This window comes from Methylobrevis pamukkalensis, assembly GCF_001720135.1.
Lineage (GTDB): Bacteria > Pseudomonadota > Alphaproteobacteria > Rhizobiales > Pleomorphomonadaceae > Methylobrevis > Methylobrevis pamukkalensis.
In genome coordinates, this window is sequence record NZ_MCRJ01000018.1 from 1 (window position 1) to 24,780 (window position 24,780).

General features: G+C 69.2%; 22 protein-coding genes and 4 pseudogenes. 6 read left to right on the forward strand and 20 right to left on the reverse strand.

The features are described from left to right. The 18 genes and pseudogenes from ftsZ to A6302_RS04790 all read right to left on the reverse strand — a co-directional run. Window positions 1–1,130: pseudogene (gene ftsZ, locus A6302_RS04715) on the reverse strand (cell division protein FtsZ); the annotation flags it as partial. A 165-nt stretch (window positions 1,131–1,295) separates the two neighbouring features. Further along, window positions 1,296–2,579 (reverse strand): cell division protein FtsA, encoded by a 1,284-nt coding sequence (gene ftsA / locus A6302_RS04720; RefSeq protein WP_210183259.1) that lies wholly within the window; start codon window positions 2,577–2,579, stop codon window positions 1,296–1,298. A 29-nt stretch (window positions 2,580–2,608) separates the two neighbouring features. Next, window positions 2,609–3,514 (reverse strand): cell division protein FtsQ/DivIB, encoded by a 906-nt coding sequence (locus A6302_RS04725; protein WP_141703412.1) that lies wholly within the window; start codon window positions 3,512–3,514, stop codon window positions 2,609–2,611. Next, complete coding sequence (locus A6302_RS04730; protein WP_069306085.1) at window positions 3,511–4,437, reverse strand: D-alanine--D-alanine ligase; 927 nt, start codon at window positions 4,435–4,437, stop codon at window positions 3,511–3,513. Before A6302_RS04730 ends, A6302_RS04725 begins: the two co-directional genes overlap by 4 nt. A 40-nt stretch (window positions 4,438–4,477) precedes the next feature. Then, a complete protein-coding gene (gene murB / locus A6302_RS04735; protein ID WP_069306086.1) occupies window positions 4,478–5,431 on the reverse strand; it encodes a UDP-N-acetylmuramate dehydrogenase in 954 nt (317 codons plus the stop codon). A gap of 112 nt (window positions 5,432–5,543) precedes the next feature. Next, window positions 5,544–5,831, reverse strand: a complete 288-nt coding sequence (locus A6302_RS21045) for a GIY-YIG nuclease family protein (RefSeq protein ID WP_083255523.1) — start codon at window positions 5,829–5,831, stop codon at window positions 5,544–5,546. A 114-nt stretch (window positions 5,832–5,945) separates the two neighbouring features. Then, window positions 5,946–7,363, reverse strand: a pseudogene (gene murC / locus A6302_RS04740) (UDP-N-acetylmuramate--L-alanine ligase). A 67-nt stretch (window positions 7,364–7,430) separates the two neighbouring features. Then, window positions 7,431–8,525 (reverse strand): UDP-N-acetylglucosamine--N-acetylmuramyl-(pentapeptide) pyrophosphoryl-undecaprenol N-acetylglucosamine transferase, encoded by a 1,095-nt coding sequence (locus tag A6302_RS04745; RefSeq protein WP_069306087.1) that lies wholly within the window; start codon window positions 8,523–8,525, stop codon window positions 7,431–7,433. A 14-nt stretch (window positions 8,526–8,539) separates the two neighbouring features. Continuing rightward, window positions 8,540–9,706, reverse strand: a complete 1,167-nt coding sequence (locus A6302_RS04750; protein WP_069306088.1) for an FtsW/RodA/SpoVE family cell cycle protein — start codon at window positions 9,704–9,706, stop codon at window positions 8,540–8,542. Then, complete coding sequence (gene murD / locus A6302_RS04755; protein ID WP_069306089.1) at window positions 9,706–11,109, reverse strand: UDP-N-acetylmuramoyl-L-alanine--D-glutamate ligase; 1,404 nt, start codon at window positions 11,107–11,109, stop codon at window positions 9,706–9,708. The genes A6302_RS04750 and murD overlap by 1 nt, the downstream gene beginning before the upstream one ends. Window positions 11,110–11,116: 7 nt before the next feature. Continuing rightward, complete coding sequence (gene mraY / locus A6302_RS04760) at window positions 11,117–12,199, reverse strand: phospho-N-acetylmuramoyl-pentapeptide-transferase (protein ID WP_069306090.1); 1,083 nt, start codon at window positions 12,197–12,199, stop codon at window positions 11,117–11,119. 162 nt (window positions 12,200–12,361) lie between these two features. Continuing rightward, window positions 12,362–13,834, reverse strand: coding sequence for a UDP-N-acetylmuramoylalanyl-D-glutamyl-2,6-diaminopimelate--D-alanyl-D-alanine ligase (locus A6302_RS24105; protein WP_245293923.1), 1,473 nt, complete (start codon window positions 13,832–13,834; stop codon window positions 12,362–12,364). Beyond that, window positions 13,814–15,258: pseudogene (locus A6302_RS24110) on the reverse strand (UDP-N-acetylmuramoyl-L-alanyl-D-glutamate--2,6-diaminopimelate ligase); the annotation flags it as partial. The gene A6302_RS24105 and the pseudogene A6302_RS24110, both read right to left, overlap by 21 nt. A gap of 92 nt (window positions 15,259–15,350) precedes the next feature. Beyond that, the gene (locus tag A6302_RS26035) at window positions 15,351–15,812 is read right to left on the reverse strand and encodes a penicillin-binding transpeptidase domain-containing protein (RefSeq protein ID WP_425349114.1); all 462 of its coding nucleotides are present in this window, start codon (window positions 15,810–15,812) and stop codon (window positions 15,351–15,353) included. Further along, window positions 15,809–17,110 carry a peptidoglycan D,D-transpeptidase FtsI family protein gene (locus A6302_RS04775; protein WP_425349115.1) on the reverse strand — a complete coding sequence of 434 codons (1,302 nt, stop codon included), beginning with the start codon at window positions 17,108–17,110 and terminating at the stop codon, window positions 15,809–15,811. Before A6302_RS04775 ends, A6302_RS26035 begins: the two co-directional genes overlap by 4 nt. A 5-nt stretch (window positions 17,111–17,115) precedes the next feature. Beyond that, entirely contained in the window at window positions 17,116–17,514 is a 399-nt protein-coding gene (gene ftsL / locus A6302_RS04780; protein ID WP_069306092.1) for a cell division protein FtsL, read from the reverse strand. A 7-nt stretch (window positions 17,515–17,521) separates the two neighbouring features. After that, a pseudogene (gene rsmH, locus A6302_RS04785) lies at window positions 17,522–18,540 on the reverse strand (16S rRNA (cytosine(1402)-N(4))-methyltransferase RsmH). Continuing rightward, window positions 18,537–19,013: a division/cell wall cluster transcriptional repressor MraZ gene (locus A6302_RS04790; RefSeq protein WP_069306093.1), complete on the reverse strand. Its 477-nt coding sequence runs from the start codon at window positions 19,011–19,013 to the stop codon at window positions 18,537–18,539. Before A6302_RS04790 ends, rsmH begins: the two are co-directional and overlap by 4 nt. A gap of 495 nt (window positions 19,014–19,508) precedes the next feature. On the opposite strand from A6302_RS04790, the gene A6302_RS04795 reads away from it, so the two are divergent. The 3 genes from A6302_RS04795 to A6302_RS25160 are packed head-to-tail and all read left to right on the forward strand — an operon-like array spanning window position 19,509 to window position 20,608. Then, window positions 19,509–19,982: a MaoC family dehydratase gene (locus tag A6302_RS04795; protein WP_069306094.1), complete on the forward strand. Its 474-nt coding sequence runs from the start codon at window positions 19,509–19,511 to the stop codon at window positions 19,980–19,982. Beyond that, window positions 19,972–20,445 carry a MaoC family dehydratase gene (locus A6302_RS04800; protein WP_069306095.1) on the forward strand — a complete coding sequence of 158 codons (474 nt, stop codon included), beginning with the start codon at window positions 19,972–19,974 and terminating at the stop codon, window positions 20,443–20,445. The genes A6302_RS04795 and A6302_RS04800 overlap by 11 nt, the downstream gene beginning before the upstream one ends. 34 nt (window positions 20,446–20,479) lie before the next feature. Next, on the forward strand, window positions 20,480–20,608 hold the full coding sequence (locus A6302_RS25160) for a hypothetical protein (RefSeq protein WP_280938832.1): 129 nt from the start codon (window positions 20,480–20,482) through the stop codon (window positions 20,606–20,608). Between the two features lie 34 nt (window positions 20,609–20,642). Here A6302_RS25160 and efp read toward each other — a convergent pair whose 3' ends face one another. After that, window positions 20,643–21,212 carry an elongation factor P gene (efp, locus tag A6302_RS04805; protein ID WP_069306096.1) on the reverse strand — a complete coding sequence of 190 codons (570 nt, stop codon included), beginning with the start codon at window positions 21,210–21,212 and terminating at the stop codon, window positions 20,643–20,645. Between the two features lie 111 nt (window positions 21,213–21,323). Between efp and epmA the strand changes: the two genes are divergently transcribed. The 3 genes from epmA to A6302_RS04820 all read left to right on the forward strand — a co-directional run bounded on the left by epmA (window position 21,324) and on the right by A6302_RS04820 (window position 23,425). Then, the gene (gene epmA / locus A6302_RS04810) at window positions 21,324–22,373 is read left to right on the forward strand and encodes an EF-P lysine aminoacylase EpmA (protein WP_069306097.1); all 1,050 of its coding nucleotides are present in this window, start codon (window positions 21,324–21,326) and stop codon (window positions 22,371–22,373) included. Between the two features lie 236 nt (window positions 22,374–22,609). Then, window positions 22,610–22,939, forward strand: coding sequence for a hypothetical protein (locus tag A6302_RS04815; RefSeq protein WP_069306098.1), 330 nt, complete (start codon window positions 22,610–22,612; stop codon window positions 22,937–22,939). Between the two features lie 153 nt (window positions 22,940–23,092). Beyond that, on the forward strand, window positions 23,093–23,425 hold the full coding sequence (locus tag A6302_RS04820; RefSeq protein WP_245293920.1) for an Rdx family protein: 333 nt from the start codon (window positions 23,093–23,095) through the stop codon (window positions 23,423–23,425). 27 nt (window positions 23,426–23,452) lie between these two features. On the opposite strand, the gene A6302_RS04825 is transcribed toward A6302_RS04820, so the two are convergent. After that, complete coding sequence (locus tag A6302_RS04825) at window positions 23,453–24,682, reverse strand: MFS transporter (RefSeq protein WP_069306100.1); 1,230 nt, start codon at window positions 24,680–24,682, stop codon at window positions 23,453–23,455. Window positions 24,683–24,780: the final 98 nt, after the last annotated feature.

The window sequence follows — 24,780 nt, forward strand, 5'->3', positions numbered from 1 at the left end:
CACCGTGGCCTGCACCGGCTGCGGCGCGGGGCGCGCAGCCGGCTGGCTAGGGCGGATGTCGGCCACCGCCGCTGCGGCCGGGGCCGCGGCGCCGCCGCGCATCTGGCTCAGGCGCTGGTTGACGTCCGCCATGCGCGCTTCAGCATTGCGGGTGATCTGGCTCGCCTCCTGGTCGATGCCGGTGGCGACCACCGACACGCGGATGACGCCCTCGAGCTCGTCGTCGAAGGTGGCGCCGAGGATGATGTTGGCGTCCTGGTCGACTTCCTCGCGGATGCGGGTCGCGGCCTCGTCCACCTCGAACAGGGTGAGGTCCTTGCCGCCGGTGATCGAGATGAGCAGGCCCTTGGAGCCCTTCATCGACACTTCATCCAGCAGCGGGTTGGCGATGGCGGCCTCGGCGGCGAGAATCGCGCGGCGCTCGCCGGAGGCCTCGCCCGTGCCCATCATCGCCTTGCCCATGCCGCGCATGACGGAGCGGACGTCGGCGAAGTCGAGGTTGATCAGGCCTTCCTTGACCATCAGGTCGGTGATGCAGGCGACGCCCGAGTAGAGCACCTGGTCGGCCATCGCGAAGGCGTCGGCGAAGGTGGTGCGCTCGTTGGCGATGCGGAACAGGTTCTGGTTCGGGATGCAGATCAGCGTGTCGACCGCGGCCTGCAGCTCCTCGATGCCGGCATCAGCGATCCGCATGCGGCGCTGGCCCTCGAACTGGAACGCTTGGTGACGACGCCGACGGTGAGGATGCCATGCTCGCGGGCCGCACGGGCCACGACAGGAGCAGCGCCGGTGCCGGTGCCGCCGCCCATGCCGGCCGTGATGAAGACCATGTGGCTGCCGGCCAGGTGGTCGTTGATCTCGTCGATCACTTCCTCGGCGGCCGCGCGGCCGACCTCCGGCTGCGAGCCGGCGCCGAGCCCCTCGGTCACGGCCACGCCCATCTGGATGATCCGTTCGGCGCGCGACATCATCAGCGCCTGGGCGTCGGTGTTGGCCACGACGAACTCGACGCCCTGCAGACCGGCGTTGATCATGTTGTTGACGGCGTTGCCGCCGGCGCCGCCGACGCCGAACACCGTGATGCGCGGCTTCAGTTCCGTGAGGTCGGGTATCTTAAGGTTGATCGTCATGGCACCCTCGTCATCCTCGGCCGGAACGTCGTCACCGGACCGCGTGCAGTCTCAAGATTGATGGCGGTTCATCACCGCCGATTCGCTCGCCGCGACCCCGAATCATCCTTATGACTCATCGGGCTCGCGGTAAAAAGATCCTCGGGTGCCGATCGCGCGGAACCGTCAGAAACTCTCCCGGATCCACTGGCCGACCCGGGACAGATACCCGCCGTTGGCGGAATAGCTGCCACGGTGCCGTGACCGGCCGACTTCCATCTGCGCGACCTGCGGATAGATCAGCAGGCCGACGCCGGTGGCGAACGCCGCCCCGCGCGCCGCGTCCGGCAGACCGGCAACTCCCATCGGCCGTCCGAGACGGACGTTGCGGCCGAGGATGCGCCGGGCAAGCTCGCCGAGGCCGGTGAGCTGGCTGGCGCCACCGGTCAGGACCACGCGGCGCCCGACCCGGGCGGCAAAGCCGCTGGCGTTGAGGCGGTCGCGGATCAGTTCCAGCATCTCTTCGACGCGCGGCCGGATGATCTCGACGATCTCGGCGCGCGGGATGTGGTTCGGAACGTCGTCGTCGCCGACCGACGGCACCGCGACGATCTCGCGCTCGTCGGCATCGGTCTTGATCACGCTGCCATGCAGCGCCTTGATCCGTTCGGCATCCGCAAGCCGGGTCGAGAGGCCGCGGGCCAGGTCCATGGTCACGTGGTGGCCGCCAAGGGCGAAGCCGTCCACGTGGACGAGGCTGCCGTCGGCGAACACCGAGACGGTGGTCGTGCCGCCGCCCATGTCGACGCAGGCGACCCCGAGCTGGGCCTCGTCGTCGACCAGCGTCGCAAGGCCGCTGGCGTAGGGGGTCGCAACCATCGTCTCCACCTCGAGGTGGGCGCGGTTGATGCAGATCTCGAGGTTGCGCAGCGGCGCGGGGTCGGCGGTGACGATATGGGTGTCGACCGACAGGCGCTGGCCGAGCATGCCGCGCGGATCGCGGATGCCGCGGTTGCCGTCGAGGGCATAGCCGATCGGCAGGGCGTGAACGACCACCCGGTCGTCGCCCTCCACCGAATGCTGGCTGGCCGCGTCGAGAACCCGCTGGATGTCCGCCTCCCCGACCTCCTTGCCGGCCAGATCGAAACCGGCACTGAACGTCTCGCCGCCGAGACGGCCGCAGGACAGGGACACGATAAGCGATTCGACCGTGAGGCCGGCCATGCGCTCGGCGGCATCGACCGCAAGACGCACAGCTTTCTCGGCCTGTTCCAGATCGACCACCTGGCCGGCCTTGATCCCGCGCGAACGCTGGTAGCCGAAGCCGAGCACGTCGACGTGGTGGGTGCGGCCGGGCAGCACGTCGCCGACCGCGCGCGGCGTCAGCCGGGCGATGATGCAGCAGATCTTCGAGGTGCCGACGTCCAGCACGGACACGATGGTCGCCCGGCGGGCGGGCATCGGCCGCATGGGAGGAATCCGGGGTTCGCCATGCCGGGTCATGCGCGGCGCTCCTTCTTGCGGGCCTTGGCCTGTTCGGCGAGGAGCTTGTCCCGCGCCGTCTTCGCCTCGTCGGTGAGGCGGACCACCATGCGGTCCGCAAGCCGCATGTCGACGATGGTGATGTCACGGCCCAGAAGACCGCTTTCGGCATCGAGCCGGGCAATCTCGGCCAGCGCCCGGCCGGGCTCCTTCTCCGGCAGCATCAGCCGCACGCCGTTGTCGAGGAACACGTCCCAGCGCAGGCCGGACACCAGCACCGCCGCCTTGACCTTGTCCTTCAGCGCCGGCGCGGCCTCGACCAGATCGACCGCCTCGTGCGCCCGGCTTTCCGACCCGACGCCGATCACCCGCGGCAGGCGGGCAAAGCGCGGGTCGACGCCGGTGGCGACGATGTCGCCGCTCTCGTCGACGAGGGCGGGACGCACGGTCGCGTCGGGCTGCCAGATGGCATAGGGCACACGCTCGGTGATCTGCACCGACAGCTTGTCGGGAAACAGCTTCATGATCGACACGTCGGAGATCCACGGGATCGCCTTGAGGCGGTCACGGGCCTTGTCGACGTCGTAGAGCAGCAGCGAGACATGGCGCGAGACGCCGAGAAGGTCGAGGACCTCCTGCTCGTCGGTCTCGCGCTGGCCGGAGATGCGGACCATCTGCACGCCGAAGCCGAGGCTGGTGGTCACTTCGTTGGTCACCTCGGCCGTGCGGCCAGAGATCACCATGCCGTAGGCGGAGAAGGCGGCGAGATAGAGCACGGAGGCGACGATGCCGGCGCCGCGCGGCAGCCGGCCGATCCAGCTCTCCTGCCGCCAGGCCGGTTCGAGACGCAGGCGCGAGACGCGGCGCGAGAAGGGCCAGGTCCTGCGACCAGCCTCCGCAACGTCTCCGAATCCGCGTCTCACGATCGACCGCAACTCGCGTCCTCCACCATCCAGCTCACAAGAGCGGGGAAATCGTGTCCCGCGTGCGCCGCCATTTCAGGCACCAGCGACGTCGGGGTCATGCCGGGCTGGGTGTTGACCTCGAGGCAGATCAGTTCGCCTTCCCCGTTGCCGCGGTCGTCGAACCTGAAATCCGCCCGGGAGACGCCCCGGCAGCCGAGCGCCTCATGCGCCCGTACAGAGAGCTTTTGTATAGTTTGGTAAATAATCGGTGAAAGCGGAGCCGGGAGCAGGTGCCGCGATCCGCCCGGCGCGTATTTCGCCTCGTAATCGTAGAAGGCGTTGCCCGTCGGCACCACTTCGATGACGCCCAGCGCCGTGCCGCCCATCACCCCGCAGGTGAGCTCGCGGCCGGGCACGTAGCGCTCCACCATCACCTCGTCGCCATAGGGCCATTCGGCCGTGCCGACCGACTGCGGCGGATGCGGCGCGCCCTCCGGCACGATGACGACGCCGAAGCTGGAGCCCTCGCGCGGCGGCTTCACCACATAGGGCGGCACCATCGGATGCGCCTTGGCCACGGCGAAGCGGTCCGCCAGCACATGCTCGGTCACCGGCACGCCGGCGGCCTTCATCACGGCCTTGGCGCGCGGCTTGTCCATCGCAAGTGCCGAGGCGAGCACGCCCGAGTGGGTGTAGGGAATGGCGAGCAGTTCCAGCAGGCCCTGGATCGTGCCGTCCTCGCCGAAGGGCCCGTGCAGCGCGTTGAAGGCGACATCCGGCCGCAGCGCGGCGAGCACCTCGGCGATGTCGCGATCGACATCGACCGGCGTGACCCGGTAGCCGGCGGTCTCCAGCGCCGTGACGCAGGCCTTGCCGGAGTTGAGACTGACGGGGCGCTCGGACGACCATCCGCCCATCAGCACGGCCACGTGTCTGGTCATTCCTTGACCTCCTCATGCTTGTCGGTGCTGCCCGCGGCGGTCAGCGACCCAGGAATTCCTCGATCTTCACGCTCTCGGGGAACACCCCGAGGCGCTTGATCTCCCATTCGAGCCGGATGCCGCTCGCCTCGACCACCCGCGCCCGCACCATTTCGCCGATCATTTCCAGATCGGTCGCGGTGGCCTCATCCACGTTGAGCAGGAAGTTGCAGTGGAGTTCCGACACCTGCGCGCCGCCGAGGCGCAGGCCCCGGCAGCCGGCAGCATCGATCAGCTTCCAGGCCGAGTGCCCGTCCGGATTCTTGAAGGTCGAGCCGCCGGTGCGCGCCTTGACCGGCTGGGCCGCAAGGCGGTGCGCCTCCACCGCGTCCATGTCGCGGCGGATCGCCTCGCGCTCCTCCGGGATGCCCGCCATCACCACCGAGGTGAAGATCAGGTCCGGGGCCGCCGACGAATGACGGTAGGCGTAACCCATGTCGGCCGGCGACAGCGTCACCTCTTCGCCGGCACGGGTCACGGCCGTGACCTCGACCACCCGGGCGGCGGTGTCGGTGCCATGGGCGCCGGCGTTCATGCGCAGCGCGCCGCCGATGCCGCCGGGGATGCCGTGGTAGAAGGCAAAGCCCGACAGGCCGTGCTCCAGCGCCGCCGCCGCAAGCCGCTTGTCCGGCACCGCCGCGCCGACCTTCAGTCGCGTGGCGCCGACCGGCTCGACGCCGCCGAAGCCCCGCGCCGACAGCCGCACGACCACGCCCGGCAGGCCGCCGTCGCGCACCAGCAGGTTGGAGCCGAGGCCGACCACCGTCACCGGAATTTCGGCCGGCAGGCGCTGGAGGAAGGCGGAAAGATCGGCGGCATCCGCCGGCTGGAACAGCAGCTGCGCCGGCCCGCCGACGCGGAACCACGTGAGGTCCGCGAGCGGACGGTTGACGTCGATCGCGCCGCGGATGGCGGCAAGCTCGGGAATCTGCGGGCGGAGGTCGGGGAAGGTCATGGCTGGGGCCTTACGACGAAAGCCTCGCCGTGCATGGCGGCTTCGCCATGGCGTTCAGCCATTCCACCGTCATCGCCGGGCTTGACCCGGCGACCCATTGGCCTTGCGGCATCTACATGTTGAGCGTGTCGAAGAGATCGGTCCAATGAGGATTGTCGCGCTCGACAAGCGCGAGCTTCCAGGCCCGTGTCCATTTTTTTAAGGATTTTTCCCGACTGATCGCCTCTGTGATCGTCGGGAATTCCTCGGTCCAGACCAGACGCCTGCAGCCGTGTCTTGAGGCGAAACCGGGCGTAAGACCTTCCCTGTGCTCGTAGGCACGACGCGGGAGATCGCTCGTCACGCCGATGTAAAGCGTGCCGCGCATTCGGTTCGCCATGATGTAGACCCAGCCCGCCATTTGCCGGATTGCACTGCCAATGGGTCGCCGGGTCAAGCCCGGCGATGACAGTGGATGGTCCAACTCTTCTCGACCCACCCTCTGCATCTGCCGCAAGATCGCATACCACGCCCATCACCCCTGCCCTCCCGCCAGCGTCTCCAGCTGGCCGGGGAGCGCGTAGGCCCACTGGGTGATGTTGCCGGCGCCGAGGAAGACGACGAAGTCGCCGGGCTTGGCCATGGCCGAGATCATCGGCGCGAGCCGGTCCGGACTTTCGAGGGCAATCACGTTGCGGTGGCCGGCCGCGCGGGCGCCGCCGACCAGCGTGTCGCGGCTGACGCCCTCGATCGGGGCCTCGCCGGCGGCGTAGACGTCGGCGACGATCACCGTGTCGGCGTCGTTGAAGGCGACGCAGAAGTCGTCGAACAGGCTGGCGAGCCGCGAGTAGCGGTGCGGCTGGACGATGGCGATGACCCGCCCCTCGTTGGCGGCGACCCGCGCCGCCTGCAGCACGGCCCGGATCTCCACCGGATGGTGGCCGTAGTCGTCGAACACGGCGATGCCGTTCCAGGCACCGGTGCGGGTGAAGCGGCGCTTGACGCCGGAAAAGCCCGCGAGGCCCTTGCGGATCGCCTCGTCGGACAGGCCGAGCTGGACCGCGACGGCGATGGCGGCGGTGGCATTCGAGACGTTGTGCTTGCCCGGCATCGGCAGTTCGAGCGCCGCGATCCGGCGCTCCTCGCCGGTGACGCGGTCGCGGATCAGCACCGCGAACTGCGAGGCGCCGGCTTCCGTCTTGAGGTCGACGAAGCGGGCGTCGGCTTGCGGGTTGTCGCCGTAGGTGATGATCCGCCGGTCCTCGATGCGGCCGACGAGGGCCTGCACCTCCGGGTGGTCGAGGCACATCACGCAAAGCCGTAGAAGGGCACGTTCTCGACGAACTGGCGGAAGGCGGCCCGTGCGGCGTCGAAGGTGCCGTAGTGGTCGAGATGCTCGGGGTCGATGTTGGTGACGATCGCGACGTCGGCCGGCAGCTTCACGAAGGTGCCGTCGCTCTCGTCGGCCTCCACCACCATCCAGTCGCCGCCGCCCATGCGGGCGTTGGTGCCGTAGGCGTTGATGATGCCGCCGTTGATCACGGTCGGATCGAGGTTGCCGGCGTCGAGCAAAGCGGCCACCAGCGAGGTGGTGGTGGTCTTGCCGTGGGTGCCGCCGACGGCTATCGCCTGCTTGAAGCGCATCAGCTCGGCCAGCATCTCGGCGCGGCGCACGATCGGCAGCGCCTTCTCGCGCGCGGCGACGAGCTCCGGATTGTCGCGCCGGATCGCCGACGAGACGACCAGCACGGCAGCGCCGTCGATGTTCTCGGCGCGGTGGCCGACGGTCACCGGAATGCCCTTGGCGCGCAGGCGCTCGACGTTGGCGCTCTCGGCGACGTCGGAGCCCTGCACCCGGTAGCCGAGGTTGAGCAGCACCTCGGCGATGCCGCTCATCCCGATGCCGCCGATGCCGACGAAATGCACCGGGCCAATGTCACGAGGCATCTTCATGGTCTGGTTCCAGCCCTTTCTGGTCGTCGCCGCCGGCGCGTCGCGCCCGGGCGGATGTCAACGGATGTCAGGTGTGCGCGCCGGCGGTGCGCTCGGCGAGATCGGCAAGGCGGAGGACGGCGTCGGTCCGTCCGGTGACGGCCGCGGCGGCCGCCATCAGGTCGAGCCGCGAGGGAGCGGCCATCAGGTCGCCGATCAGCCGCGCAAGGCTGCCCGGATCAAGGCTGGCCTGTTCGGCGACGATCGCTCCGCCGGCCCGCTCCAGCCAGCGGGCGTTGGTCCGCTGGTCGTTGTCGAGCGCATGGGGCAGCGGCACGAGGATCGACGGGCGGCCGAGCACGCCGAGTTCGGCGATGGTGGAGGCGCCGGAGCGGCAGACGATCAAGTGACCGGCGGAAATCCGCTGCGGCAGGTCGGTGAAGAAGGGCGCGATCTCCGGGGTCACGCCCATGGCCGCATAGGCCGACGCCACGCGCTCGCTGTCCTCGGCCCGCACCTGCTGGACGATGTGAAGCCGCGCGCGCGTGGCCGCATCCAGCAGCGCGATCGCCGGCGGCACGAGGTCGGAGAACACCCGCGCGCCCTGGCTGCCGCCGAACACCACCAGACGGAACGGCTCGTCGGACAGCGGCGCCTCGTAAGGTCCTGCCGCCTCCAGCACCTTTGCCCGCACCGGATTGCCGGTGTGGACGACGATGCCGGCCGGCTTCGTGTCCTTGAAATCGGTGTCGGCAAATCCGGTCGCGACCGCCGTGACCCGGCCGGCGAGGAAGCGGTTGGCCCGCCCCATCACCGCATTCGCCTCGTGGACGATGGTGGGAATGCGCAGCGACACCGCCGCCGTCAGCGGCGGAACCGTGGGATAGCCGCCGAAGCCGACCACCGCCGCCGGACGCAGGCGCCGCAGCAGGCGCCGGGCCGACAGGTAGCCCTTGCCGAGCCGGAGCGCCGAGCGGGCAAGCCCGAGCGGCGAGCGGTCGCCGAAGGTCGCGGACGGGACCACATGGATGGTCCGCGCGGGGAAGTCGCGGCCATAGTCCGCGACGCGTTCGTCGGTGGCGAGTTCCACCGCGTGGCCGCGGCGCGCAAGTTCGAGCGCCAGCGCTTCGGCCGGGAAGAGATGCCCGCCGGTGCCGCCGGCCGCGAGGAGGAAGGTGGCCATCGTCTCCCTGCCCCTCAGGCCGCGCCGTGGGCGACGCGCGGCGCGCCGAAGCCGATCGGCGCGACGTAGCGCGTCTGGTCCGGACGGCGGCGGGTCAGCGCCAGCAGCATGCCCATGGTCAGCGCCGCCGACAGCAGCGACGAGCCGCCGTAGGAGATGAACGGCAGCGTCATGCCCTTGGAGGGCATCATGTGCAGGCTGACGGCCATGTTGATGCAGGACTGGATGCCGAACAGAACCACCAGGCCGGCGGAGGCGAGGCGGATGTAGGCGTCGCTCTCACGCGAGGCGTGGGCCAGCCCGCGCAGGACGATGAAGGCATAGATCGACACCAGCATCAGGCAGAGCACGATGCCGAATTCCTCGGCCGCCACCGCGAAGATGTAGTCGGTGTGGCTGTCCGGAAGGATCCGCTTGACGATGCCCTCGCCCGGCCCGCGGCCGAGCCAGCCGCCGCCGACGACGCTCTCGATCGCGGTGTCGACCTGGAAGGTGTCGCCGGATTCGGGATTGAGGAAGCGGTCGATGCGCGAGCGCACGTGGTCGGCGAATTCGTAGGCCGCGAGGATGCCGACGACGCCGGTCGCCGCGATGCCGCCGATCCAGATCCAGCTCATGCCCGACATGAACAGAAGGGCCGCCCAGACGATGCTGACGAGCATGGTCTGGCCGAAGTCCGGCTGGAGGACCAGAAGACCCGCGAGAGCGGCCAGAAGGCCGAATGCGAGCAGCCGGCCCGGCACGTCGCGCCGGCGCATGCCCTCGGCAAAGAGGAAGCCGCAGACCACCGTGAACACCGGTTTCACGAATTCGGACGGCTGGATCGACACGCCGGCCAGGCTGATCCAGCGCCGGGCACCCTTGACCTCCGGGCCGAGGAACAGGGTCGCCACCAGCAGGACGAGGCAGATCATCAGCACGCCCATCGAGAAGCGACGGACGGTCTTGGGGTCCAGGAAGGACACGCCGAACAGGATGACGATCGCCGGAACGCAGTAGATCGCCTGGTTCTTCACGAAATGATAGGTGTCGGCGATGCCGATCCGCTCGGCCACCGGCGGGCTGGCGGCCAGCGACAGCACGATGCCGATGAAGATCAGCGACAGGCAGGCGACGAGCAGCAGCTTGTCGACCGTGAACCACCAGTCGGCCAGAAGGCCGCGTTCGGCACGCGATACCATCACTTCGCCTCCGTGAAGGGGACAACGCCGTCCTGGCCAAGCGCGATCGCCCGGAAGGCATCGCCGCGGATCTCGAAATTCCTGAACTGGTCGAAGCTGGCGCAGGCCGGCGACAGCAGCACCACGCCGCCGCTGCCGGTGGGATCGGTGAGCGCTTCCTCGATCGCGGTCGGCACGGCGACGTCGAGCGTGCCGCAGATCTCGTAGGGCACCCGGCCCTCGAGCGTCGCGGCGAAGGCCTCCGCCGCCTCGCCGATCAGGTAGGCCTTGGCGATCCGCGGGAAGAAGGGCGCGAGACTCTCGATGCCGCCGGTCTTCGGCTTGCCGCCGGCGATCCAGCGGATCTGCTGGAAGCTGGCGAGCGCGCGGGCCGCGGCATCGGCGTTGGTCGCCTTGGAATCGTTGACGATGGTGACGTCGCCGATCCGCCCGACCGGCTCCATGCGGTGCGCAAGGCCCGGGAAGGACATGATGCCGGAGCGGACCTCGTCGAGGCCGAGGCTGACCGCGCGCGTGGCGGCGACCGCGGCGGCGGTGTTCTGGGCATTGTGGACGCCGCGCAGCACCGGATGCTGCGACAGGTCGAGGATCACGGTCTGCGCCAGGCCGATCGGCTCCACCACCCGCTGGCCGATCGCCCAGATGCCTTCCTTGACCGAGCCGCGCGTGGAAATGCGCTTCAGCGGCTTGCCCGAGGCTTCCCGGCGGTCGGCGATGGCGGTCGAGTATTCGTCGTCGATGCCGATCACCGCGAGCCCGGCGTTCTGGATCAGCCGCTCCTTGACGGCCGCGTAGTGCTCCATAGTGCCGTGACGGTCGAGATGGTCCTCGGTGAGGTTGAGCAGCACGCCGACGGTCGGATCGACGGTCGGCGACAGGTCGATCTGGTAGGACGAGCACTCGATGACGTAGCTGCGGTCCGGGGCCAGCGGATCGAGCTCCAGCACCGGCACGCCGATGTTGCCGCCAAGCTGCACGTCGCGGCCGGCCGCCCGCAGCATGTGGGCGATCAGCGCCGTGGTGGTCGACTTGCCGTTGGTGCCGGTGATGGCGATGAACGGGCTCGCCGGCGAGACCTTGCGGCGCTCGCGGGCGAACAGCTCGATGTCGCCGATCACCTCGATGCCGGCGGCCTTGGCCTTGTCCACCGTCCAGTGCGGCTTGGGATGGGTGAGCGGCACGCCGGGCGACAGCACCAGCGCCACGAAGGCGCTGAAGTCGGCGTCCGTGAGATCGGCGGTGGGGATGCCCTCCGCCGACGCCTTGTCCACGCTTTCCGCATTGTCGTCCCAGGCGGCGACGAGCGCACCGCCGGCGACGAGGGCGCGCGCCGTGGCGAGCCCCGATCCGCCGAGACCGAAGACGGCCACGCGCAGGCCTGCGAAACTGGTGATCGCGATCATGTCGTCCTCACCTCAGCTTGAGTGTTGCGAGCCCGACCAGCGCGAGGACCACGGCGATGATCCAGAAGCGGATCACGACCTGGGCCTCGGTCCAGCCGAGATGTTCGAAGTGGTGGTGGATGGGTGCCATCTTGAAGACGCGCTTGCCGGTCAGCTTGAACGAGGCGACCTGGATGATCACCGACACGGCCTCCAGCACGAACAGGCCGCCGATGATCACCAGCACGATCTCGTTCTTGGTGGCGACCGCGATGCTGCCGAGCATGCCGCCGAGCGCCAGCGAGCCGGTGTCGCCCATGAAGATCGCCGCCGGCGGCGCGTTGAACCAGAGGAAGCCGAGGCCGGCGCCGAGCATCGCGCCGCAGAGCACGGCAAGCTCGCCCGAACCGATCACGTAGTGGATCTGCAGGTAGTCGGCAAAGATCTTGTTGCCGGCGAGATAGGCGATCAGGCCGAAGCTCGCCGAGGCGATCATCATCGGCACGATGGCAAGACCGTCGAGGCCGTCGGTGAGGTTCACCGCGTTGCCGGCCGAGACGATCACGAAGGCGCCGAAGGGGATGAAGAACCAGGAGAGGTCGAGCAGGAAGTCCTTGAGGAACGGAAAGGCCAGCGACGAGGCCAGCGGCTGCTCGCCGATCCGCACCAGCACGTAGCAGGCGATGCCGGCGACCACGAACTCGATGCCGAGCCGGGCGCGCCCAGAGAAGCCCTTGTGCGACTGCTTGGTCACCTTCAGGTAGTCGTCGTAGAAGCCGATCGCCCCGAAGCAGAGGGTGACGAAGATCACCGCCCAGACATGCGGGCTCCGGAGATCGGCCCAGAGCAGGGTCGACACCATCAGGCCGGACAGGATCATCAGGCCGCCCATGGTCGGCGTGCCGGCCTTGAGCAGATGCGACTGCGGCCCGTCGGCCCGGATCGGCTGGCCCTTGCCCTGGCGAAGGCGGAGCGAGGAGATGATCATCGGCCCGAACAGGAACACGAACAGCAGCGCCGTCATGACGGCGGCGCCGGTGCGGAAGGTGATGTAGCGGAACACGTTGAGGACCGAGACCTGTCCTGCGAGTTCTGCCAGGAAGACAAACATGGGTGCGCACCTTTCCGCCGTCCGGCGGTCTCTCCGGATGGGCGCCGGTTCGTCCGTCGCCGCATCCCGTCCGGTTGTCTCAAGTCGGCGCCCCGTTGCGGGTCGCCCATCGATCGTGTTGCCGGCCGGCGCAGGGGGAAAGCCCGGCGCCGGACGCGGCCGTCAGTGGGTCTCGGGTTCCGTGCCGTAAGCCTCGATCAGCGCCTCCACCAGCGGCGCCATGCGGCTGCCGAAGGAGCCCTTGATCATCACCACGTCCCCGGCGCGCAGGCCGGCAAGCAGCGGCTTGCGCAGACGTGCCGCGGCCTCCTCGTGCAGGCCGCGCATGCCTTCCGGCAGCGCGTTGTGAAGGGCGGACATGTGCCGGCCAGCGGTGTGGACAAGATCGATGGCGTTCTCGCGCACGACTGGCGCAAGGCGCCGATGCAGGCGCGGCGATTCCTCGCCGAGTTCCAGCATGTCGCCGAGCACGGCAATGCGGCGGCCCGTGCCCGTCGGCACGGAGAGGCCGAGAAGGCGCAGCGCCGCCCGCATCGAGGCCGGATTGGCGTTGTAGCTTTCGTCGATCAGCGTCGCCTCGCCGGTCGGCAGCCGCAGGCGATGGCGGCGACCACGGCCCTTGGGCTGCTCCAGATCCTGCAGCGAGAGACAGGCGAGGCCGATGTCGGCGCCCGCGAGTTTCACCGCCGCCAGAACGGCAAGGCTGTTGTCCACGAGATGCGCGCCGGGAGCGCCGATCTTGTAGGTCATCGTCTCGCCGAGGATCTCGGCGGTCACCGCGGAGAAGCTGTCGCCGAGCGACGATTTCACGACGCGCGCGTCGCTGCCCTCGGACGCGCCGAAGGAGACGATCCGGGCCCCCGCTTCGCCCGCAACCTGGGCAAGCCGGCGGAAATGGGCGTTGTCCGCATTGATGATCGCGATGCCGCCCGGCTCGAGGCCCGAGAAGATCTCGGCCTTGGCCTCGGCGATCGCCTTGACGCTGTCGAAATGTTCCAGATGGACGCGGTCGACCGTGGTGATGATCGCGATATGCGGCCGCACCAGCTTGGTCAGCGGCGTGATCTCGCCGGCATGGTTCATGCCGATCTCGAACACGCCGAAGTCGTCGGTTTCCGGCAGGCGGGCGAGGCTGAGCGGCACGCCCCAGTGGTTGTTGAACGACGCCGACGAGGCGTGCACCGAGCCGCTTTCGCCGAGGGTCCGGCGCAGGGCCTCCTTGGTGGACGTCTTGCCGACGCTGCCGGTGACGGCGATGATCCGGCCGGTCGAGCGCGCCCGCGCGGCGGCGGCCAGACGTTCCAGCGCCGGCAGCACGTCGCCGTCCACCACCAGCAGCGGGCCGACGCCGTCCGGAATTTCGTGGCGCTTGGCCGCACTCACCACCGCGATCGCCGCCCCGCCGGCCAGCGCGTCGGCGACGAAGGCATGGCCGTCGAAGCGGTCGCCGAGGATCGCGAAGAAAGCCTCGCCGCTGCCGATGCTGCGGCTGTCGATCGAGATGCCCTCGATCCGGGCCGGCACATCGCCTTCCAGCCGTCCGCCGATGGCGGCGACGAAGGCCTCGCCCGTCCACAGCGGCGGCTCCACGACGGAGACCGGCGCCTCCGGCGACCCGGCGATGGCCGCGCGCACCTCGTCGTGGTCGGAAAACGGCAGGACGCTGGCGCCGACGATCTGGCCGGTCTCATGGCCCTTGCCGGCCACGAGCAGCACGTCGCCATGGTGAAGACCCTCGATCGCGGTGCGGATCGCCTTCGCCCGGTCGCCGATCTCCAGCGCGTGCGGGCAGGCGGCGAGGATCTCGGCGCGGATCTCGGCCGGCACCTCGGAGCGCGGGTTGTCGTCGGTGACGATCGCGACATCGGCGATCCGCGCCGCCGCCTCGCCCATCAGCGGGCGCTTGCCGCGGTCGCGGTCGCCGCCGGCGCCGAAGACGACGACAAGGCGCTTCTTCACATAGGGCCGCAGGGTCGTCAGCGCCGTTTCCAGCGCGTCCGGCGTATGGGCGTAGTCGACGAACACCGGCGCGCCCTCCCCGGTCTTGGCGACGAGTTCGAGCCGGCCGGAGGCGCCTCGAGGGTTTCGACCGCATCCAGCGCGTCGTCGGGCGCAACGCCGGTGGCGATCGCGAGGCCGACGGCGACCAGCGCGTTGGAGGTCTGGAAGGCGCCGGTGAGCGGCACGCGCACGCTGCGCGGCCCGCGTCCGAGGTCGACGGTGACGATCTGGCAGAAGCCGTCGCGTTCTACCTCGACGAGGCGGATCGCCTTGCCGTTGCGGCCGACGCTGCGCACGTCGAGGCCGTTGATCCGGGCCGCCGCGGCAAAGGTCTCCGCGTGGCGGTCGTCCATGTTGATCACCGCCGCCGCGCCGTCCTCCAGCACCGTCTCGAACAGGCGCAGCTTGGCGGCCATGTAGGCCTCGAAGGTGCCGTGATAATCGAGATGGTCGCGGGTGATGTTGGTGAAGGCGCCGGCCTTGAGCCGCAGGCCGTCGAGCCGGCGCTGGATCAGGCCGTGGCTGGAGGCCTCGAGCGCCACGTGGTCGATGCCCTCGGCCTTGAGGTCGTGCAGGGTCCGGTGCAGCGTCACCGGGTCGGGGGTGGTGAGGTTGCCGTAGCGGCTCTCGCCCTTGACCACCACGCCGACGGTGCCGACGCTGGCCGCGTCACGGCCGGCGGTCTGCCAGATCTGCCGGACGAAGGAGGCGACCGAGGTCTTGCCGTTGGTGCCGGTCACGGCGACGACAGTTTCGGGCTGCGGCGCATAGAAGCGGGCGACGAGGCGGGCGAAGCGGCGCTGCGGATCGGCGTCGCGCAGCACCGGCACCGGCATGTCGGCGGGGACCTGCTCGTCCAGGCCGACCAGCACCACGGCGGCGCCGGCCCGGACGGCCTCGGTGATGAACTGCGATCCCTTGACCTTGCTGCCTGGCAGGGCCGCGAACAGGCTGCCCGGCGTCACCAGGCGGCTGTCGGCCGTGACGCCGCTGATCGACAGCCGGCGGACTTCCGGCCGATGGGTCAGGATGTCGGGGGCAAGATCGGTCAGGTTCATCACGTGTCCTTTTCGGCCAGTCTGGAAGCGGCGCGAAACTGCCTGCGCTTTACGTCCGAAATCGGTCCGGCGCCCGCATTCCCGCCGTTGTCTCAGAAGCTCGTCTTGATCACCTGGTCGACATCGGCATCCACCCGCGGCATCAGGCCCAGCATCGGCGCCGCCCGCCGGATGATCGCCCCGACGGTCGGAGCGGCGTTCATGCCGGCGGTGGCCGGCAGGCCCGGCTTTTCCGACTCCGGCTCGTCGATCACCACCAGCACCACATACTGCGGGTCGTCGATCGGGAAGGCGGCGATGAAGGCGTTGCGCCGCTTGCTGGACGAATAGCGCCCGTTCACGACCTTTTCCGCCGTTCCCGTCTTGCCGCCGACGTAATAGCCCGCCACCTCGGCGCGCTTGCCGGAGCCGCCCGGCGCCACCGCGTTGAGGCGCATCAGGTAGCGCATCTCCTCGGAGGTCTGCTCGCTGATGACGCGCTTGCCGATCGCCTTCGCCTCCGCCTCGCTGCGCGGGAAGAAGGTCGGCGGCAGCAGGTAGCCGCCGTTCATCATCGCGCTGGCGCCACCGCGGTGGCGAGCGGCGACACCGAGATGCCGTGGCCGAAGGACACGGTGATGCTGGTGAGCTCGGCCCAGCGGCGCGGCAGGATCGGCGCGGCCACCTCGGGCAGTTCCGTCGGCACCTTGTCGAACATGCCGATCTTCTTGAGGAAGGCCTTCTGTCCCTCGACCCCGACCTTCAGCGCTTCCTTGGCGGTGCCGATGTTGGAGGAGTAGATGAACACCTCCGGCACCGTCAGCGGGCGGTACTTGCCGTGGAAGTCGTGGATGGTGAAGCCGCCGACGCGAATCGGCCGGCTGGCGTCGATCACGTCGGTGATGCGGATCGCGCCCGCGTCCAGCGCCATCGCCGTCGTGAACAGCTTGAAGGTCGAGCCCATCTCGTAGACGCCCGCCGACGCGCGGTTCATCCGGTCCGGATCGAGCGCCTCGGCGGGGTTGTTCGGGTCGTAGTCGGGCACCGAGGCCAGCGACAGGACCTCGCCGGTCTTGGCGTTGAGGATGATGCCGACCGCCGACTTGGCGTGATAGCGCGTCAGGGCGCTGGCGATCTCGCTGTGCACCACATGCTGCACCCGCGCATCGACCGCGAGCCGGATCGGCTCCAGATTGCGGTTCGAGGCAAAGCCGAGGCTGTGCAGGTCGCCGAGCCACTGGTCGTCGATGTATTTCTCGATGCCGGCGATGCCCGCGTTGTCGATGTTGACGTGGCCGGTGATGTAGGCGACCTCGTTGCGCGCCGGATAGAAGCGGCGGTTCTCGCTGTCGAAGTAGATGCCCGGGATGCCGAGGTTGAAGATCTTTTCCTTCTGCTCCGGGGTCAGTTCGCGCTTCAGCCACTGGAAGCCGGCGTCGCTCGCAAGCCGCGCGCGGGTCTTGTCGTCGCCAAGCTCGGGAAACACGGTCGCCAGCTTCTCGGACGCCTCGTCGGCGTCGATCACGCGGCGCGGCTCGGCGTAGAGCGAGGCGGTCTTGATGTCGGTGGCGAGGATTTCGCCGTTGCGGTCGAGGATGTCGGGACGCGACGCGGCCACCTGGCCGCGCGGACCCGCGCCGGGCTTGGCCTCCTCGGCGATGCCGAGCTGCACCAGCCGTCCGCCGATCGCGCCGTAGACGAGGATGAAGGCGCACATCGTCAGCACGACGCGGGTGCGCATCGTGTCGCCCGGGCCGCGCGCGCGGCGGGTCGCCATCTTGAACACCGCCGTCGGCGCGGCCTTGCGACCGATCGGGGTGGCGACCGGAGGCTTGACGCGCTTTCGGAAGCGGAAGGCGGACAGGAAGGTCATGACGGTCACTCCACTCCCTCGTAGACGTCCTCGGGCTCCGGTGCGGGGGCGGCGGGCTTTGCCTTGACCGAACCGGTGACGATCTCGTCCTTGTCGCCGGCCAGCAGTTCCTCTTCCGGCTTCTTTTCCGGAACGTCGGCGATGGTGCCGAGCTGGGTCAGTTCCATCGGTGCCAGGTTGAGGTCGGGGGCATGGCGCTCGACGAGATCCTGCATGCGGCGCGGCTGGGTCAGCGCGCTCCACGTGGCCCGAAGCATGCTGATCCGCTCCTGCTCGGCCGCGACCTGGCGCTCGAGGCCGGCGACACGCTCGGCGGCGGCCTCGGCCTCGTATTTCATGTCGTAGACGGCCGCGGCGCCGAGCACCATCAGGCAGACCAGCAGTATGTTGACGAGCCGGGTCATCGACGGGTCATGCTCCTTGGCGGGGCGGTTCGGGCAGCACCGGCACGCCGATGTCCGCAAGGTCGAGGGTGCGCGCCGGGTTGGCGGTGCGCACGGCAAAGCGCAGCCGCGCCGAGCGCGAGCGTGGATTGGCGGCAACTTCCGCCTCCGACGGCTCGGTGCCGGAGCGACGGCCGAGCGTGAAGGTCGGCGGCGCCACGGCGACGTCCGCCATGTGCCGCGAGCCTTGCGCCGTGGTGCGGCTGCGCTCGGCCAGGAAGCGCTTGACGATGCGGTCTTCCAGCGAATGGAAGGAGACGATGGCGAGGCGCCCGCCCTCGGCGAGCATTTGCTCGGCCGCGGCCAGCGCCATTCCCAGTTCGTCGAGTTCCCGGTTCACGTAGATGCGGATTGCCTGGAAGGTGCGGGTCGCCGGATGGCTTTCGCCGACGCGCTTGCCGCCGAGCACGCTCTCGATCACCGAGACGAGGTCGCCGGTGCGCTCCAGCGGGGCGGTGTCGCGGCGGCGCACGATGGCGCGGGCGATCTGCCCGGCGCGGCGTTCCTCGCCGAGCACGGAAATGATGCGGGCGATCTCGCGGCCGTCCAGACGGTTGACCACGTCGGCTGCGGACGGCCCCTCGCGGCTCATCCGCATGTCGAGCGGGCCGTCGAAGCGGAAGGAGAAGCCGCGCTCGGCCTCGTCGATCTGCATCGACGAGACGCCGACGTCGAGCACGATGCCGTCGATGCCGGCAAGTTCCAGCGCCTCGGCGTGTTCTTCCATGTCGCCGAACCGGCCGTGGACGAGGCGCAGCCGTCCGGCCGCCTCGGCAAGCAGGCCGGCGCCGCCGGCGATCGCGGTCGGGTCACGGTCGATGCCGATCACCTGGCCGGCGCCCGCCTCGAGAAGCGCACGGGTATAGCCGCCGGCGCCGAAGGTGCGTCGACGAAGGTGCCGCCCTCGATCGGCCCGAGCGCGGCGATCACCTCGTTCAGAAGGACCGGAACATGACGGCGGGGCGCCGCCTCGAAGGTCGCGGTCACGACGCGCCCTCCCCGGGGTTCGGGTCGGCAACGCGGCCGGTGCCACGGCGCAGGGCGACCAGCCGGCGCTGGGCCGCCTCGCGGTGCGCGGCAAAGCGGGTGGGCTCCCAGATCTGGAACTTGTAGCCGAGGCCGACGAAGGTGAGCTCGTCGCCGATGCCGGCCGCTTCGCGGTGGGCGTCGGTCAGCGCCACGCGGCCCTCGCCATCCATGACGAGATGCGACGAGGCACCGTAGAAGGCGGCCGACAGCAGGTCGTGGTCTTCGCTGAAGGGCGTGAAGGCGGCGAGCTGCCGCTCGATCTCCATGAGAAGACCGTGGCCGCCACAGTCGAGCGCGGAAAAATCGAGCGAGGGATAGCAGTAGAGCCCCTCGAAGCCATCGCGGGCGAGCACCTGACGGAACGGTGCCGGCACCGACACCCGCCCCTTCCGGTCGATCCGGTTGGTGAAACTCGACACGAAGCCGTTCATCGCATCCTTCCTGGAACGCACGAGACGGCGTGACCGGCACTCCGGCGACGCAGATTGCGAGACCGCCGCCATCCGGCGGCGCGACGCCAACACCCTGCCCCTGCGGCGCGAGGCCACGAGAGCGACCCGTTGAAAACACGGGTCAATTCCGTCAATGGAACAGGATGACTTGGGATAACATGGGCATTCATGGGCGTCAATGGAATCGCTCGGGCTGCCGCCGCTGGCACGCGCCGTTACCGCATTGAAACACTGTTAAGCTTAACGATCCGTTGCCATCCGTTAACCGAATGCCCCTCCGGTAAGGCCCTCGGCACGTAGCGCACAGCTTGCATCAAACGCCATGCGCCCGGCGCAGACGAAACCTTGACGTTTTCATGACAGCCTTGCTGCCGCCTTCCCGCGGGGCCATGTCACAGGGGGCGTCGAAGCCCTCGACGCCGTCCATGACCTGCCGGGAGCCCGATACGAGCCGACAGGGGAAAGCGCGCGACGATGAACGACACGGCCGAGTCCAAGCGAGCCTTCGAGGACTTCTCGCCCGGCGAGGCGGCGCTGCTCGGCAGCGTCGACGTCCAGCCCGCCGACATGATCGCCTTCGCGGAGCTCTACGATCCCCAGCCGTTCCATCTCGACGCCGAGGCGGGCGCGGCCTCGCCGCTCGGCGGCCTTGCGGCCAGCGGCTGGTACACCGCAGGCCTCGCCATGCGCCTGCTCGCCGAAGGGCTCCTGAACCGCAGCCTGTCGATGGGGTCCGGCGGCGTCACCGACCTGAAGTGGGTGCGTCCGGTGCTCGGTGGCGACCGGCTGACTGCGGGCTACGAGGTGCTGGCGACCCGCCCCTCCACCTCGCGGCGCGACCGGGGCTATGTCGACATCGCCCTCAGCGTCGACAACCAGAACGGTGAGCGGGTCTTTTCCTATTTCTGCTCGGTGATCATGGGTCGGAGGCCAGCCGATGCGGCTTGAAGACATCGAGATCGGCAAGATCGCGGACATCGGCAGCCATCTCTTCAGCGCGGAGGAGATCGTGCGCTTTGCCCGCGCCTTCGATCCCCAGCCCTTCCACCTCGACGACCGCGCCGCCGCCGCAACCCATTTCGGCGCGCTCTGCGCCTCCGGCTGGCACACCTGCGCGGTCTGGATGCGGCTCACGGTCGACTATTCGCGCACCTACGGCACGCTCGCGGGCATCTCGCCGGGCATGAAGGCGATCCGCTGGCTGCGGCCGGTCCACGCCGGCGACACCATCCGCTACTTCAACGAGGTCCGCGCCAAGCGCCGCCTGCGCAGCCGCCCCGGCTGGGGCATCATCGACACGCTGGCCCGCGCGGAAAACCAGCACGGCGAGACCGTGCTGGAGATGGAGGGCTCGGTGCTTGTGCCGGCGCCATCAACGGGGGATGGGAAGGACAACGGCACGGAACGCTGATCGCCCTGGTCATTTCTCCGACATCGTCGCCCACATGATGGTGGTCGATGCCAAGAACGACGAAGCCGCGGCGTTTTATCGACACCACGGCTTCCGGCAGGATCCGGTCGAGGCCGGACGGCTGATGATCGCGCTTGCGCCTCTGGCTGCCAGCACGAAGTGACCGCGGCCGGCGCGAGCGCCTAGCCGCCGTGTCCTCAGTCCTTGGCGCGCTCCACATAGGAGCCGTCTTCCGTCTGCAGCACGATGCGGGTCCCGGCCGAGATGTGCGGCGGGACCATGGTGCGGGCGCCGTTGTCGAGGATCGCCGGCTTGTAGGACGACGTGGCGGTCTGGCCCTTCATCGCCGGCTCGGTCTCGACCACCTCGAACACCACGCGGGCGGGCAGTTCGACGGAGATCGGCGCCTCGTTGAAGCGGCTGATGCGGACGGTCATGCCCTCCTTCAGCCAGACCTTCTGGTCGCCGATGATGTCTTCCGGCACCTGGATCTGCTCGTAGCTTTCCATGTTCATGAAATGGAAGCCGTCGCCGTCCTCGTAGAGGTAGTTGAAGTCGTGGTCCTCGATGAAGGCCCGCTCGACCTGCTCGGTCGTCTTGTAGCGCTGGGTCGTCTTCACGCCGTCCGAAATTCGGCGCATGTCGATCTGCGTCGTCGGCGTGCCCTTGCCGGGATGGAAGTTCTCGGCGGTGAGAACCACGTAAAGCTGGCTCTCCAGCTCGAGGACGTTGCCCTTGCGGACCTGGCTGGCGATGACCTTGACCATGTCTTGCCTTCGTTTTCTTCTCTGACTATTGCGTGGGGCGGAACCTTGCGCGGGTTCCGGCGCGAATTGCGCTTTTCCTTGCATTTTCGGCCGCCGAAGGGAAGCCCCTAGATGACCCGAGCCTCGCCCTGGTGGTCGAAAGACGTGCACGAGGACCGTCGGCCCTTCCTTCTCGCCCGTGGCCGGATCAAGACCGCGATCCGCAACTGGTTCGAGGCGCGGGGCTTTACCGAGACCGAATGCGCCGCCCTGCAGGTCTCGCCCGGCAACGAGGCGCATCTTCATGCCTTCGAGACTCGCCAGCTCGGACCGGACCTTGCCGCCGCCACGCGCTATCTCCACACCTCGCCGGAATTCTCCATGAAGAAGCTGCTCGCCGCCGGCGAGGAGCGCATCTTCGACTTTGCCCGCGTCTGGCGCAACCGCGAGCGCGGCGCCCTGCACCATCCCGAATTCACCCTGCTCGAATGGTACCGGGCCCGTGCGCCCTACGAGACGCTGATGGAGGATTGCGCGGCGCTGCTGGCGCTGGCCTGCGCGGCGGCGGGGACCGACAGGCTGGTCTATCGCGGCATCGAGGCCGATCCCGCCGTCCCGCCGGACCGGGTGACGGTCGCCGCCGCCTTCCGCGATCTCGCCGGTCTCGACCTGCTGGCAACGCTCGCGCCTGATCCCGCCGCAGCGCCCGACCGCGATGGCCTTGCCCAACAGGCCGAGGCCGCGGGCTACCGCGTTGCCGCCGACGACAGCTGGACCGACATCTACAGCCGCGTCCTCGCGGAGCGCATCGAGCCGGCGCTCGGCCGCGGCCGGGCGACCATCCTCTGCGAGTATCCCGTCTGCGAGGCGGCGCTGTCGCGTCCGACCGCCCACGATCCGCGCGTCGCCGAGCGCTTCGAGCTCTACGCCTGCGGAGTGGAACTCGCCAACGCCTTCGGCGAACTCACCGACCCGGCCGAGCAGCGCCGTCGCTTCGGCCTCGAGATGGACGAGAAGCAGCGCGTCTACGGCGAGCGCTATCCGCTGGACGAGGATTTCCTTGCCGCGCTTGCCCACATGCCGCCGGCCTCGGGCATCGCGCTCGGCTTCGACCGGCTGGTGATGCTGGCCGCCGGCGCGTCGCGGATCGTCCAGGTGGTATGGACGCCGCTGGCGCCCTGATCATGCGGACGCCAGCGAGATTCTCCTTGAAAATCATCCGGCCGTGAGGAACATCGCCCCTGCGGCTGATATCTGGTTTCGGGGGATATTTTGATGTTTCGGATCACGAAGACCATTCTCGTTGCGCTGATGATCGCCGCCGCCTCGCCGGCGGCGCGACCGACTGGCCGGATTTTCAGGCCGGCCTCAAGGCGTCCAAGTCCGCCAGCCCGGTCAAGGCCGGACTGCCGGGCGACGTGAAGATCGCCAAGCCCGCCAAGGACGTTCCGGCCGCGCTCGCCAAGCTCTCCGGCAAGTGGAGCGGCTGGATGTGCGACAAGAAGGCCTGCGACGTGAAGGTTGCGGTCGAAAGCGTCAGCGCCTCGTCCGTCACCTTCGTCTACGCCTTCGCCGACGCCAAGACGGCGCCCACCGCCAGCCGGCTGACCGGCAAGGTCAGCGGCGGCGAGGTCGTCGCCAAGGCCGGCGGCAGCACGATCACCATCCGCCTTCGCCCGGACGGCAAGATGGACATCCTGTGGCAGAAGGGCCGGCGCTGGGCGAGCGGCATCCTCGCCAAGGGTTGAGCCGGAGGCGCAGGGCAAGGCAATGCCGGGGTGGGGCCTTCAGTGTCCCTGCCCCGGCCCCTCGCCTTTCTCAGGCCGGCCGGCCCTTGCGGAGTGCGGGCGTCTTCGACAGTCTGGGCGTACGTCGCGCCCGCCCGCGACCGGAGAAGTGCCATGTCGCCTGAAATGCCTCCCGAATTGCCGCCGGAAATGCCCGTCGTCACCATCTTCTACTGCCGACAGTGCCACTGGCTGCCGCGCGCGGCGTGGATGGCGCAGGAACTGCTCCACACCTTTTCCGAGGAAATCGGCGCGGTCACCCTCGTGCCCGGCACCGGCGGCATCTACGAGGTGCATTGCGATGGCGACCTCGTGTGGGAGCGCAAGCGCGACGGCGGCTTCCCGGACGCCGCCGAACTGAAGCGCCGCATCCGCGACCGCATCGACCCGACCCGCGACCTCGGCCATGTCGACCACAAGGAAGGTCCGGCCAGCAGCCACGCCTGACCTGAAACCCCGGCCCCCTGACCAGCGTCAGCGGCGCTTCCTGCCCTCCACATCCGGCAGGAACACGGTGAGCAGGCCGATCGCCGGCAGGAAGGCGCAGATCTGGTAGACGAAGGCGATGCCGAACGCATCGGCGACCTCGCCGAGCGTTGCCGCGGCAATGCCTGCCACGCCGAAGGCAAAGCCGAAGAACATGCCGGCGACCATGCCGACCCGGCCCGGCACCAGTTCCTGCGCATAGACGACGATCGCCGGGAACGCCGAGGCCAGCACCACGCCGATGACGACGCTGAGCACGCCGGTCCACCAGAGGTCGACATGCGGCAGCAGCAGCGTGAAGGGCAGCACGCCGAGGATCGACACCCAGATCACGATCCGCCGGCCGATCCGGTCGCCGATCGGCCCGCCGAGGATCGTGCCGGCCGCGACCGCGCCGAGGAAGGCGAACAGGTGCAGTTGCGCCGATTCCACCGAGAGGCCGAAGCGCTCGATCAGGTAGAAGGTGTAGTAGCTGGTGAAGCTCGAGGTGTAGACGAACTTGGAGAAGACCAGCAGGCCGAGCACGAACAGCGTCGCCACCACCCGCGCCTTCGGCAGCGCCGCGCGCACCGGGGCCGTGGAGGCCACCGCCGGCCGGTCGAGATGGGTGCGCTTGTACCAGCCGCCGACCTTCCACAGCATCGCCATGGCGCCAAGCGAGATCACCGCGAACCACGCGACGCTCGACTGCCCGTAGGTGAGCACCACCAGCGCCGCGGCCAGCGGCCCGAGCGCGGTACCGAAATTGCCGCCGACCTGGAACAGCGACTGGGCAAGGCCGTGGCGTCCGCCCGAGGCCAGCCGCACCATGCGCGAGGCATCCGGGTGGAAGATCGCCGAACCGATGCCGATCGAGACCGCCGCGACGAGCAACACCCCGTAGCTTGGCGCCGCCGCCAGCAGCAGCAGCCCCGCCGTGATGAAGCCCATGCCGACGAACAGCGCATAGGGCAGCGGCCGGCGGTCGGTGTAGAGCCCGATCACCGGCTGCAGCAGCGAGGCGGTGATCTGGTAGCTCATGGTCAACACGCCGATCTGGCCGAAATCGAGGGCGAAATTGACTTTCAGCACCGGATAGATCGCCGCCACCAGCGACTGCATCATGTCGTTGACGAGATGGCCGGCGGCTAGGACGGCAAGGATCAGGAACGTGGTGCTCTCGGCCGCGGCAGGGGGAGTGGCAACGGGCGAGACCGCAACGGAAGGCGCCGCGGGCATGGCTGTGTCGGACAAGGCGGACGCTCCGGATCTGGCGCCGGCCGCCGGTGGCCGTGCGCGGCGCGTCATCGCGCGTTTCCCATGCCTATCAGCTTGCC